This is a genomic window from Sagittula sp. NFXS13 (assembly GCF_040148795.1).
Classification (GTDB): Bacteria; Pseudomonadota; Alphaproteobacteria; order Rhodobacterales; family Rhodobacteraceae; genus Sagittula; species Sagittula marina.
Genome location: NZ_JAGEMH010000001.1, coordinates 358,839 through 371,149, shown reverse-complemented (window position 1 = coordinate 371,149; position 12,311 = coordinate 358,839). Strand labels below are relative to the sequence as shown.

Sequence of the window (12,311 nt, the reverse complement as noted above, 5' to 3'; positions counted from 1 at the left end):
ATGGCGCGGTCATGGATATCTCATAAGAGGCTTTTGCGGGGAAATCCATCACGGCGCGCGCCTATGATGCGCGCGCCGTGATCTGTGGTGAAATGACACCGCCCGGCGGCTATTCCGCTGCGTGGGCCATGCCTTTGCCGCCATCGCGCATGGCGGCGAGCAGTTCTTCGCGGCGCTTTTCTGCCGTTGCGGCGTTGGCGAGTTTCACCGGGCCAAAGCCGCGGATGCTGAGCGGCAGTTCGGCCAGGGCAATCAACGGCTCCATGATCTCGGGCGCGGCCTTTTGAAGCCATGCATGCATGTCGGCCTCGTATTGCGCGATCAGGGCCCGTTCCATGCGGCGTTCCTCGGTCCGACCAAAGGGGTCGAGCGCGGTGCCGCGCAGGCGTTTCATCCGTGCCAACCAGCGAAAGCCGGTGAGCATCCTGGGGCCGAAGGTCTTCTTCTTGGGGCGACCGTCGCTGCCCTCCTCGCTCATCAAGGGCGGCGCGAGGTGGAAGGTCATCTTGAAATCACCGTCAAAGGTGTCGCGCGCCTTTTGCTCGGTCTCCAGATGCAGGCGGGCCACTTCGTATTCATCCTTGTAGGCCAAGAGCTTGTGGTAGCTTTTTGCGACGGCTTCCTTCAGCTTTGGATCCTGGATCGGGCGCAGCATGTCGCGGTAGCGCGCGGCGAGGTCCTCGTTCTGGTAGGCGGTCAGATGCTCCGCACGAAAGGCGATTTTCTCATCGAGCGATTTGGGTTTGCTGATGACGTTGGGTTTGAGCATCCCGGCGGCGTCCTCGGGGTACAGCACGGCCCAACGGCCAATGTCGAAGGCGCGCAGGTTGGCCGCAACCGCCGCACCGTTCAGCTCGATCGCCTGCTGGATCGCGTCGAGCGACAGGGGCACCAGCCCGCGCTGCCATGCCGCGCCAAGGATCATGATGTTGGAAAAGATCGAATCCCCCATGGTGGCGCGCGCCAGCTCTGACGCGTCAAAGAAGGCGGCCCGCTCTTTCAGGCGTGCCTGCAGGGCCAGGGTCAACCGGTCGGCGGGCAGCTGGAATTCGGTGTTGCGGGTGAATTCGCCGGTGATGATCTCGTGGCTGTTGACCACGGCGCCGGTGCGGCCCGTGCGGGTCAGGCCAAGCGTTTTCGCCCCCGCAGAGACGACCAGATCGCCGCCAATCAGCGCGTCCGCCTCGCCCGTGGCGACACGCACGGCGCTGATGTCATCGGGCCGCTCTGCCAGACGCAGGTGGATGTGCACCGCACCGCCCTTTTGCGCCAGACCGGCCATTTCCATCATGCCCGCGCCCTTGCCGTCGATCTGCGCGGCCTGCGCCAGCACCGCACCGATGGTGACGACGCCGGTGCCGCCGACCCCGGTGATGACAACGTTCCATGTGCCGTCGATCCTGGGCAGGACGGCGTCGGGAAGGTCGGGCAGCTCAAGCGTTTTGGTCTGCGCCTTGCGCACCGTCGCCCCTTCGAGGGTGACGAAGGAGGGGCAGAACCCCTTGAGGCAGGAGAAGTCCTTGTTGCAGGCGGATTGGTCGATGGCCCGTTTGCGGCCCAGTTCGGTTTCTTCCGGCACGATGGCGACGCAGTTGGACTGGACGCCACAATCGCCGCAGCCTTCGCAGACGTCGGTGTTGATGAAAACCCGCTTGTCCGGGTCGGGGAACAGGCCCCGCTTGCGGCGGCGTCGCTTTTCGGCGGCGCAGGTCTGGACGTACAGCAGGACAGACACGCCCTCCTGCTTGGCCATGCTGCGCTGCACCTCGTCGAGGTCTTCGCGTTCGTGCAGGGTTACGCCGTCAGGGTAGCCATGGGAGACGTCTTCCTTCTGGTCGTACACCACAGCCACGCGGCTGACGCCCATGGCGCGGACCTCGGCGGCAATACGCTGGGGCGAGAGGCCGCCCTCGTTCGCCTGCCCGCCGGTCATGGCGACGGCGTCGTTGTAGAGGATCTTGTAGGTGATGTTGGTGTTTGCCGCGAGCGCCGCGCGGATCGCCTGAACGCCGGAGTGGTTGTAGGTGCCATCCCCGAGGTTCTGGAACACATGCGGGGTGGTGGAAAACGGCGCCTCCCCGATCCAGTTCGCGCCCTCGGCTCCCATGTGGGTAAAGCCGGAGGTCTCGCGGTCCATCCACTGCACCATGTAGTGACAGCCGATGCCCGCGTAGGCGCGGCTGCCGTCAGGCACCTTGGTTGACGAGTTGTGCGGACAGCCGGCACAGAACCACGGCGTGCGGGCGGCGATTTCCTCGGCATTGTCGGCGCGATTGGCCTCTTCGATGCGGATGAGGCCGGCCTTGACGCCATCGGTGCCCCTGCCCTCTTCGATGAGGATATCGCCGAGTTTCTGCGCGATCCAGACCGGGTCGAGCGCGCCCCGCGTCGGGAACAGCTCCTCTCGGTGCATCGCGCCGGAGCCGCCTTTATACCAGCCGTAGACGCGGCGCCCGCGACGGTCGTCAAAGATCGCCTCCTTGACCTGCACTTCGATCAGCTTGCGCTTTTCCTCGACGATGACGATCAGGTCCAGCCCTTCGGCCCAGTCGTGAAAGCCCTGCATGTCGAGCGGAAAGACCTGCCCCACCTTGTAGGTGGTGATGCCGAGGCGCTCTGCCTCCGCCTCGTCGATGCCGAGCAGCGCCATGGCGTGTTGCAGGTCGAGCCAGTTCTTGCCCGCCGAGACGAAGCCGATCTTGGCGCCGGGTTTGCCCCAGACGCGTTTGTCCATGCCGTTGGCGCGGCTGAAGGCTTCGGCGGCAAAGCGTTTGTGGTCGATCATGCGCGTTTCCTGCGCATGGGGCGTGTCGCCCAGACGGATGTTCAGACCGCCCTCCGGCATGGGGAAATCCGGTGTGACCAGCTGCACGCGATCCGGGCGGCCATCCACGACGGCCGTGGCCTCGACCGTGTCTTTCATGGTCTTGAGGCCGACCCAGACCCCGGCGAAGCGGCTGAGCGCGTAGCCATAAATGCCGTAATCGAGGATTTCCTGCACGCCTGCGGGGCTGACAACGGGCATGTAGGCGTCCACCAGCGCCCATTCGGACTGGTGCAGAACGGTGGAGGATTCGCCGGTATGGTCGTCGCCCATGGCCATGAGCACGCCGCCATGCTGCGACGTTCCGGCCATGTTGGCGTGGCGCATGGCGTCGCCGGAGCGGTCCACTCCCGGCCCCTTGCCGTACCAAAGACCAAAGACGCCGTCGAACTTGCCCTCGCCGCGCAGCTCCGCCTGCTGGGCGCCCCAAAGGGCCGTGGCGGCGAGGTCCTCGTTCAGCCCCTCCTGAAAAAGAATATCGTTTTCATGCAACTGTTTTTGGGCGCGGTGCATTTGCATATCGACGGCGCCGAGTGGCGAGCCCCTGTAGCCAGTGCAATATCCGGCGGTGTTCAGACCCGCAGCGCGGTCGCGCGCCTTTTGAGTCAACATCAGCCGAACAAGTGCTTGCGTGCCGTTCAACAGGACCGTGTCCTTTGTCAGGTCGAACCTGTCATTCAGGGTAATCCGATGCTTGCTCATGATACGCCTCCCAACGCTGAGTTTAGAGGCATTATACAGACAAACAAGGTCAATGAAACTGACCTATGCGTGATTTTTTTCTTAAAGACCGACGCTTAAATCAAGTTGGTATTCATTTAATCGTTTTCTGCGTCTATGTGTGCGCCAGCAGCTGAAAGTGTAAGATATGGACTGGGACAAGCTAAGGATATTTCACGCGGTCGCGGATGCGGGCAGTTTGACCCATGCGGGCGATGCGCTGCATTTGTCGCAATCTGCCGTGTCCCGACAGGTGCGCGCCCTCGAAGAGGCGCTCAACACCACCCTGTTCCACCGCCACGCGCGGGGGCTGATTCTCACCGAACAGGGGGAACTGCTGTTCGAGGCGACCTCTTCGATGATCAAGCGGATCGACAGCGCCACCGCGCGCATCCGCGACTCCGAAGAAGAGGTGTTCGGCCAGCTCAAGGTGACGACCACGCATGGCTTTGGCGCGCTGTGGCTCGCGCCGCGGCTGGCGAAACTGTACGACAAATATCCGGATCTGAAGATCGACCTGATGCTGGAGGAGCGCGTGCTCGACCTGCCGATGCGGGAGGCCGACGTTGCCATCCGCATGAAGGAGCCGAGCCAGGCCGATCTGATCCGCAAGCGGCTGATGTCGATCCGGATGCGGATGTATGCATCACCCGAATACCTTGAGGCGCACGGTGTGCCGACGGAAATCTCGGACATTCAGAACCACCGTCTGATCTGCCAGGCGCCCGGCGCACCGCAGGTTATGGCGGGTGAACAGCTGGTTGAATCGCTGCTGGCGCATGACGTTCAGACGTCGCTGACGGTGAACAACTACTTTGGTGTCTTGCAAGCCGTGGTTGCAAACCTCGGGATCGGCGTGCTGCCGGATTACATCATCGAGGACTTCCCCACGATGATCCGCGTGCTACCTGATATAGAAAGCATCGAAGTGCCTGTTTTTCTGGCATATCCAGAAGAACTGCGTCAGTCGAAGCGCGTTTCGGCCTTCCGCGACTTCGTTCAGGACGAAATTATAGCACACAGACGCCAAAGACGCGCCATGGGCGCCGACTAAGTCAACTCAGGGGAGAAATTCTCAGTGTGGTATGCGCACAACGCATAACAGCAATGCTGCATCTGCGACATGGTTTTGCTTGCTCGACTCATATCTGATGATTTAATCGGCACATGTTGATGCAGCGTAGTATCTGCGATGCATCTTCAACCTCCCTGTTGGACTTCGGCCGAGCTTTGTGCTCGGCCTTTTTTTTGGCCAATCGCCAGGACGCGACACCGTGTTTTAACGAAGTCTGCGCGATACTTGGCTTGCCCTCTTCCCCAACCTGCGGCGCGCGCTAGCATTCCCCTCAGTCAGCCAGCCCGAAAGGTGTACAAAGTGCAAATGCCGCCGCCCCGTGTGCCGTATCGTTCGGCGCATCGCTTTGCCCGTCCGTTGTGGACGGCTGCGGGGATATTGGCCGTGGCCCTCGGAGTGATCGGCATCGTGCTGCCCGTCTTGCCCACGACACCGTTTCTGCTGCTGGCGGGGGTGTGCTTCGGCAAGGGGTCGCCGCGGCTGCGCCATTGGCTGGAAACGCATCCACGCCTTGGCCCGCCGGTTGTCGCCTGGGAGCAGACAGGTGCAATTGCCAGACGGCACAAGAAACTGGCGCTTGGCATGATGGCGGGGACCTTTGCCATCGGCCTTGCCTTTGGCCTGCCCGCGCATGTGCTGGGCATCCAGATGATCTGCTTTCTGTGTGCGGGCAGCTATGTCTGGACCCGCCCCGACGCGTGATCGCGAAAACCCTCAGTTGCATCGCCGGGGAAACAGCCTAACCTGATCGCATCGCTACAGAACGTTCCGGGGGCCTTTCGATGCAAAGCACGCAACATATCTCCTGCTCTTGTCATGCCATGACCTGGAGCCTGTCTGACAGCGCGCCCGGTCGCCACGTGGTCTGTTATTGTACCGACTGCCAGTCCTTTGCGCGCCATCTGGGACATACGGAGATCTTCGCGCCCCACAACGGCACGCACATCTGGCAGACCGTTCCGGAGGCGTTGCAGATCACCGGCGGGCTGGAGCATCTGCGCGCTCTGCGCCTGTCGCCCAAGGGGTTGGTGCGCTGGTACGCGGGCTGTTGCGGGACGCCCATCGCCAACACGCTGGCCAAGCCGACGGTGCCCTTTGTCGGTGCCATCCTGCCGGCGCCGGGCGACGGGTTCGGCCCGGTGAAAGGTCATGTGAACACCGCCATCACGCGCGGCGCGGTCAAGGAACGGGGGCTTCACGCGGCAGGCGGCACGATCCTGCTGCGCGCCGTCGGTGCCCTGTTGCGGCAAAAGACGCGCGGCAGCTTCTTTGACGAGGCGGGCCGGCCGGTGCGCGATCCGCAGGTTTTGACCGTGGCAGAACGCACAGCAGCACGGGACGCGACAGCCTGAGGACCGCCTTGCCCCTTCCCCCCGCGCCCGCCTTGGCTTAAAGAGCGCGGCAAATGCCAATCGAGGGGGAATCCCATGCAGGAACCGGCCATCACCGAAGAGCTCATCGCATCTCACGGCATCAAGCCCGATGAATACGCCGAGATCCTGCGCATCCTGGACCGGGAGCCGACCTTTACCGAGCTTGGCATCTTCTCTGCCATGTGGAACGAGCACTGTTCCTACAAGTCCTCCAAGCTGCATCTGAAGAAACTGCCGACCACCGGCCCGCAGGTGATCTGCGGCCCCGGTGAAAATGCCGGTGTGGTGGATATCGGCGACGGTCAGGCCGTGGTGTTCAAGATGGAGAGCCACAACCACCCCTCCTACATCGAACCCTATCAAGGTGCTGCGACCGGCGTGGGCGGCATCCTGCGCGACGTGTTCACCATGGGCGCGCGTCCGATTGCGGCGATGAACTCGCTGTCGTTCGGTGAGCCTGACCATCCCAAGACACGGCAATTGGTGCATGGCGTGGTCGAAGGCGTCGGCGGCTATGGCAACGCGTTCGGCGTGCCCACTGTGGGTGGTGAAGTCCGCTTTCATCCCGCCTACAATGGCAACTGTCTGGTGAACGCCTTTGCCGCCGGTCTGGCAGACACGGACAAGATCTTTTATTCCGCCGCGTCGGGCGTGGGCCGTCCGGTGGTGTATCTTGGGGCCAAGACGGGCCGTGACGGGGTTGGCGGGGCGACCATGGCCTCGGCCGAGTTTGACGAGACCATCGAGGAGAAGCGCCCCACCGTTCAGGTCGGCGACCCCTTCACCGAAAAGCGCCTGATGGAAGCGACGCTGGAGCTGATGCAGACCGGTGCGGTGATCTCCATTCAGGATATGGGCGCGGCGGGTCTGACCTGCTCTGCTGTTGAGATGGGCGACAAGGGTGGCCTTGGCGTGCGGCTGGATCTGGAAAAGGTGCCGCAACGCGAAACCAACATGACAGCCTATGAAATGATGCTGTCAGAATCCCAGGAACGCATGTTGATGGTGCTGGACCCGGCGAAGGAAGCCGAGGCCAAGGCGGTCTTTGTCAAATGGGATCTCGACTTTGCCATCGTGGGCGAGACGATTGCCGAGGACCGCTTCCTCATCGTGCACAACGGCGAGGTCATGGCGGACATGCCGCTGTCCAAGCTGTCGTCCTCCGCTCCTGAATACGATCGCCCGCATGTGCCCACCCCGGAGGCCGCGCCGCTGGCGGATGTGCCGCAGATCGACCCGATCGACGGGCTGAAGGCGCTGCTTGCCAGCCCGAACTACGCGTCCAAGGCCTGGGTCTACAACCAATACGACAGCCAGGTGATGGCCGACACTATGCGGACGCCGGGCTTTGGCGCGGGCGTGATCCGCGTGCATGGCACCGAGAAGAAGCTCGCCTTCACCTCCGACGTGACGCCGCGCTACGTCAAGGCCAACCCCGTCGAGGGCGGCAAGCAGGCGGTGGCCGAAGCCTATCGCAACCTGAGCGCCGTGGGCGCGCTGCCGCTGGCCACCACCGACAACCTGAACTTCGGCAACCCCGAGAAGCCAGAGATCATGGGCCAATTCGTCGGCGCGCTGGATGGCATCGGTCAGGCCTGCATTGCGCTGGACATGCCCATCGTGTCGGGCAACGTCTCGCTGTATAACGAGACCGACGGCACCGGCATCCTGCCGACCCCAACCATTGGCGCGGTGGGCCTGATTGCCGCCGACGAAGCCCCGATCCTCGACACCCCGCGCGAAGGCCATGTGGCGCTGCTGCTGGGGGACACCGGCACACATCTGGGCCAGTCTGCCTTGCTGGCAGAGGTCTTCAACCGCGAAGACGGCGATGCGCCGCATGTGGACCTCGCGGTGGAAAAGGCCAACGGTGACTTCATCCGGGCCAACCGGGACTGGATCAAATCCTGCACCGACCTGTCGGATGGCGGCCTTGCCATGGCCGCGTTCGAAATGGCCGCAGCCGGTGATGTGGGTGTGGTGCTCGACAGCGCTGACACGCAGGAGCTGTTTGGCGAGGATCAGGGCCGCTACTTGATCGCCTGCAACTTCGACCAGGCGGAGGCACTGATGCTGGCGGCCGCGCAGGCTGGCGTCACGCTGACCACAGTGGGGAAATTCGTTGGCACCACGATGAAGATGGGCAGCTCCGAGGCCCCCTTGTCCGAGTTGGTCAACGTCCACGACGGCGCCTTCGCCGCCACCTTCGGCTAACCTCGTCAGAAGCTTTTGCTTCGGAGCCGCCGTCGCCTGAGAACGGGGCGACGGACGGTATCACGGCACGCAAGCTGTTTCGCCGAGGGGCCCCGCCGCGCGGGGAGACGGCTAAACCGCTTGCGGGACGGGGTGGCGTGCGTCAGCACAGGATCAGGCGACGGCGGCTTTGATGCATTTGCTTTGGTGAGCCAGAGCCTCCTTCCTTCCCTCCCGCTCCCCGGCAAATCAATTCTTTTCACGCATTGCGCCCTTCCCCGCTGGCACGTCGTGCCCCATATTCACATCATGCTGAAGTTCACGCCCCTCCTGCTCGCCATTCTCTATGCGCTGGTCATGTATCAGGTCTCGTCCTGGCGCACCCGGCGGGAGCTTGATGCGAAATCCACCGAACTGGCTGATCCGGGGTTGAAACGCCTGACCGATCGCATGGCCAAGGCGCTGGATCTGCCGCGGATCAAGGTGCATATCTACGAGATCGATCCCGTGAACGGGCTTGCCGCGCCGGACGGGCGGATTTTCATCACGCGTGGGTTCTACCGCAAGTATCGCAATGGCGAGGTCACGGCAGAAGAGCTGGCCTCGGTCATCGCGCATGAATTGGGTCATGTGGCGCTAGGGCATTCGCGGCGGCGGATGATCGACTTTTCCGGGCAAAACGCAATTCGCACGGCGTTGATGATGATCCTCGGACGCTTTCTGCCTTTTGGGATCGGCGCGCAACTGGCGCATTTCGCGGCGTCCTTGCTGGCGGCGCGACTGTCTCGCAGCGATGAATACGAGGCCGACGCCTACGCCAGCGCGCTCTTGCACAAATCCGGCATTGGTCTTGCCGCGCAAAAGAGCCTGTTCCAAAAGCTCGAAGCGCTCACCCAGTCGCGCGGTGGCGCCCCTGCTTGGCTTATGTCACATCCGAAAACCGACGAGCGGATCAAGGCCATCGAGGCGATGGAGACCCGCTGGCAGAACACCTAGGCCTGTCATCCTTCTGCGTGGGACAACAGCTCGAAGCCGCCTTCGGCCACGTCCTCGCCATTGACCTGCACCACCAGCCGGTGCCAGCCCGGATGCAGCTTGTAGGTCGTTGCATCGCCGCGCAGGGGATGGCGTTTTTCAAACGTGGTCGGCTGACCCTTTTGCAAGCGGCCGGTCTTCAGCTTGAACACCTTTTCCACCGCGCGCCCCGGTCGGGCAAATCCCAGACGGTAGTCGACCATGACATTGCGGTCGTCTGCGCCAAGCAGGTCGACGGCAAAGTGCAACGCCTCACCAATCCGCAAGGTCGGCGTCTGGACCGTCAGATGCGCGGTGACACCGCCCGCGCGATAGCCAAGCAACGCCAAGGCGCCGGGCTCGCCGCGCTTTGCCGCCGTGCGCAGCGCGTGGCGGGTGATCCAGTCGATCTCTTTCGCTGCTTGTCGCCCGGACGCTTGCCAATCTGACAGATGTGTCACCACGGTCTCTGGCATCACCTTCGACAAATCGTTCATGTGGTTGGCCACAGACCGCGTCACGTAGCGGGTGGGATCGCTGTGCAACGCATCGAGGAAGCGCAGCGGCACGCTTGGGTCCAAGGTCAGGTTGCGCGCCCACGGCAGGCGGGGCCGCGTGCCTTCGCTCACCAGCCTGCGCACGTGGTAGTTGTCGTCCTCAACCCACCTGTCCAGCCGTGCGAGCGTTTCCTCCGGCCAGCGGTTGAGGAAGGGACGGATGTAGAACTCCATCGAGAAGCGTTTTGTCGCGGCGTAAAGCAGATCCAGCGCCCGCTCCCGGTGATCCTCCAGCCCGTGCCGCACCGCGAGGATACCCGGCACTGCATGGATAAAGCGGCCAAAATCGTTGTCCGTCAGGCTGTTGTCCAGCGCAGGCGGCATCGCGGCCTCCAGCGCGTCGGCCATGGCGAAGAAGTTGGAGGGCAGTTGCGCCTCCAGCCCGTCCGCGATCCAGTCAAGCCGCTCCAGCAGGCCGCGCGACGCCAGTCCCGGCACAACCTGTGCCACGAAACGGTCCGCGTCAAAGCCCGGCAGCACCGTGAATTGCGCCCCCAGATCCGCGACGGACTGCGCGTTGAACAGTTGATCGGCGAGGGAGACGCCTTTGCCGCCCCCCACACCATCCGGTCCACGGGCCATTCAGATCGTGGCCAGGGTCGCGCCGCCGTCGAGCAGCACGTTCTGCCCCACCATGAAGCCCGCGTGTTGCGAACACATGAAAGCGCACATGGCCCCGAACTCCTCGCGCGTGCCGTAGCGCTTTGCGGGGATCGTCGCCTGACGCTGTGCCTTGGCCGCGTCGAGGGAGATGTTCTGCTGCTGCGACACGCCGGTGTCCAAGGCGATGGCGCGGTCGGTGGCGTGGATGCCCGGCAGCAGGTTGTTCACGATCACCCCGTGCTCGGCCACTTGCCGCGCTGTGCCTGCCACATAACCTGTCAGTCCGGTGCGTGCCGCGTTGGACAGTCCCAGCACCGCGATGGGCGCCTTGACCGATTGCGAGGTGATGTTGACCACCCGGCCCCACCCCTTGTCGATCATCTTCGGCATCAGCTCCGTCATCAGCGCGATGGGCGTCAGCATGTTCGAATCGAGCGCGCTGAGGAAATCCTCGCGGCCCCAGTCGGACCACATGCCCGGAGGCGGTCCGCCCGCGTTGGTCACCAGGATGTCCACATCACCGGCGGCCTCCAGCACCTTGGCGCGGCCGTCCTCAGATACGATATCCGCCGCGACAGTGGTGACCGTCACGCCAAAGCGGTCGCGGATAGACTGGGCCGTCCCTTCCAATGCCTCCGAACCGCGCGCGTTCATGACCAGATCCACGCCTGCTTCGGCCAATGCCTCGGCGCAACCGCGTCCCAAACCCTTACTCGACGCACAAACCAGTGCGCGTTTCCCTCGAATGCCCAGATCCATGGCACCCTCCTTGCTTTGTTTACGCGACGTCAGCAAATCGCCGACCTCACACCTATTTGATGCCACAATGTGGTGGCATACAATGGATGTGCGCTGCATCACTTTTCAGTACGTCAGGGACGGTATAATGCCCACCACCGATTTGAATGTTTTCCCCGCCACCGCGCTGCGCGTGATCAACGGGGCGAACCTTGGCGATGCCTTGTCCTGGGCGGATGATCTGGTGCCGGACGATGTGTACCGCCTGTCACCGATGTCGATGCTCAAACCGCTCAGCGTCACAAGCGCGGCAACCCCGCCGTTCCGCGTGGCGGAGCTGTCGGAACAGGGTGTGCCCGGCCATGCCCTGCACCTTGATTGCTGTGTGACGTTCATGTCTGGGTCGGGCGAGACGACGGAATGCCTTGTTCTGGTGGAAACCGACGACGCGGGCGACGCGGCACAGGTCCATGTGATGCCGCTGGCCGAAATGACGCCGAACACCGACTACGTGCTGGTCGGCGTCTCAGAGGAGGCTGCGCTGGCCCGCTATGCCCAGACCGCCTGCACATCCTTTACGGCCGGGACCATGATCACCCTGGCGAGCGGCGCACAAAAAGCGGTCGAGGATCTGGCGATCGGCGACCGGGTTCTGACCCGCGACGACGGCCCGCAGCCTATCCAATGGATCGGCCACCACACGGCGCGCGCAACGGGGCGTTTTGCACCGATCCGCATCGCCGAGGGCACGCTGAACAACGCGCGCGACCTCTATGTCTCTCCGGATCATCGGCTGTTCATCTATCAGCGCCTCGACAAAATCGGAGCCGGTCGTTCGGAGATTCTGGTGCGCGCACGCCATCTGGTGAACGGCAGCACGGTCACCGTCGCGCCGGGTGGCTTTGTCGACTATTACCAGATGCTGTTTGACGCTCATCAGATCATCTACGCCGAAGGGATCGCCGCAGAATCAATGCTGGTCAACACGCGCACCCAAGCTGCCCTGCCAGAAGAGCTTTTGGACTCGCTGTCCAATCTGGTGCCCGGACACAAGCGAAGCGATATTTCCGATCTGGAGATTGGAGAGTCGCTGCTGTCGCACCCGGATGCGGCAGCGCTGTTGCGCAGTTCATCCACGGGTTAGAGCCTCTCTTCTCCGCGCCCGAGCTTAGGGCAGAAAGTTTGCACCTGGCTGGTGGTCCCAGGTGTGGGAC

Annotated in this window: 9 protein-coding genes; 6 read left to right on the top strand and 3 right to left on the bottom strand. The window is 63.2% G+C overall.

Annotated elements, in window-relative coordinates; all coding sequences use genetic code 11:
- Positions 1-109 precede the first annotated feature (109 nt).
- Positions 110-3,526: an indolepyruvate ferredoxin oxidoreductase family protein gene (locus J4E08_RS01765; protein WP_349537037.1), complete on the bottom strand. Its 3,417-nt coding sequence runs from the start codon at positions 3,524-3,526 to the stop codon at positions 110-112.
- A gap of 166 nt (positions 3,527-3,692) precedes the next feature.
- Here J4E08_RS01765 and J4E08_RS01760 point away from each other — a divergent pair, with 166 nt between their 5' ends.
- The 5 genes from J4E08_RS01760 to J4E08_RS01740 all read left to right on the top strand — a co-directional run bounded on the left by J4E08_RS01760 (position 3,693) and on the right by J4E08_RS01740 (position 9,181).
- The gene (locus J4E08_RS01760; RefSeq protein WP_183965085.1) at positions 3,693-4,598 is read left to right on the top strand and encodes a LysR family transcriptional regulator; all 906 of its coding nucleotides are present in this window, start codon (positions 3,693-3,695) and stop codon (positions 4,596-4,598) included.
- Positions 4,599-4,925: 327 nt separating this feature from the next.
- Complete coding sequence (locus J4E08_RS01755) at positions 4,926-5,321, top strand: YbaN family protein (RefSeq protein ID WP_349537036.1); 396 nt, start codon at positions 4,926-4,928, stop codon at positions 5,319-5,321.
- Positions 5,322-5,401: 80 nt separating this feature from the next.
- On the top strand, positions 5,402-5,971 hold the full coding sequence (locus tag J4E08_RS01750) for a DUF6151 family protein (protein WP_349537035.1): 570 nt from the start codon (positions 5,402-5,404) through the stop codon (positions 5,969-5,971).
- A 75-nt stretch (positions 5,972-6,046) separates the two neighbouring features.
- On the top strand, positions 6,047-8,206 hold the full coding sequence (gene purL, locus J4E08_RS01745) for a phosphoribosylformylglycinamidine synthase subunit PurL (RefSeq protein WP_349537034.1): 2,160 nt from the start codon (positions 6,047-6,049) through the stop codon (positions 8,204-8,206).
- Positions 8,207-8,494: 288 nt separating this feature from the next.
- Entirely contained in the window at positions 8,495-9,181 is a 687-nt protein-coding gene (locus tag J4E08_RS01740) for a M48 family metallopeptidase (RefSeq protein WP_183965708.1), read from the top strand.
- Between the two features lie 5 nt (positions 9,182-9,186).
- Here J4E08_RS01740 and J4E08_RS01735 read toward each other — a convergent pair whose 3' ends face one another.
- Together J4E08_RS01735 and J4E08_RS01730 are read right to left on the bottom strand one after the other, a co-directional pair.
- On the bottom strand, positions 9,187-10,338 hold the full coding sequence (locus J4E08_RS01735) for a YhaZ family DNA alkylation repair protein (RefSeq protein ID WP_349537033.1): 1,152 nt from the start codon (positions 10,336-10,338) through the stop codon (positions 9,187-9,189).
- The gene (locus J4E08_RS01730) at positions 10,339-11,118 is read right to left on the bottom strand and encodes an SDR family oxidoreductase (protein ID WP_349537032.1); all 780 of its coding nucleotides are present in this window, start codon (positions 11,116-11,118) and stop codon (positions 10,339-10,341) included. It abuts the gene before it with no gap.
- Positions 11,119-11,245: 127 nt separating this feature from the next.
- On the opposite strand from J4E08_RS01730, the gene J4E08_RS01725 reads away from it, so the two are divergent.
- Complete coding sequence (locus tag J4E08_RS01725; protein ID WP_349537031.1) at positions 11,246-12,241, top strand: Hint domain-containing protein; 996 nt, start codon at positions 11,246-11,248, stop codon at positions 12,239-12,241.
- Positions 12,242-12,311 lie beyond the last annotated feature (70 nt).

What these genes read in the sequence shown, in the direction of transcription:
- J4E08_RS01765 (WP_349537037.1), bottom strand. Translation starts at nt 3,526, where the DNA reads ATGAGCAAGCATCGGATTACCCTGAATGACAGGTTCGACCTGACAAAG.
- J4E08_RS01760 (WP_183965085.1), top strand. Translation starts at nt 3,693, where the DNA reads ATGGACTGGGACAAGCTAAGGATATTTCACGCGGTCGCGGATGCGGGC.
- J4E08_RS01755 (WP_349537036.1), top strand. Translation starts at nt 4,926, where the DNA reads ATGCCGCCGCCCCGTGTGCCGTATCGTTCGGCGCATCGCTTTGCCCGT.
- J4E08_RS01750 (WP_349537035.1), top strand. Translation starts at nt 5,402, where the DNA reads ATGCAAAGCACGCAACATATCTCCTGCTCTTGTCATGCCATGACCTGG.
- purL (WP_349537034.1), top strand. Translation starts at nt 6,047, where the DNA reads ATGCAGGAACCGGCCATCACCGAAGAGCTCATCGCATCTCACGGCATC.
- J4E08_RS01740 (WP_183965708.1), top strand. Translation starts at nt 8,495, where the DNA reads ATGCTGAAGTTCACGCCCCTCCTGCTCGCCATTCTCTATGCGCTGGTC.
- J4E08_RS01735 (WP_349537033.1), bottom strand. Translation starts at nt 10,338, where the DNA reads ATGGCCCGTGGACCGGATGGTGTGGGGGGCGGCAAAGGCGTCTCCCTC.
- J4E08_RS01730 (WP_349537032.1), bottom strand. Translation starts at nt 11,118, where the DNA reads ATGGATCTGGGCATTCGAGGGAAACGCGCACTGGTTTGTGCGTCGAGT.
- J4E08_RS01725 (WP_349537031.1), top strand. Translation starts at nt 11,246, where the DNA reads ATGCCCACCACCGATTTGAATGTTTTCCCCGCCACCGCGCTGCGCGTG.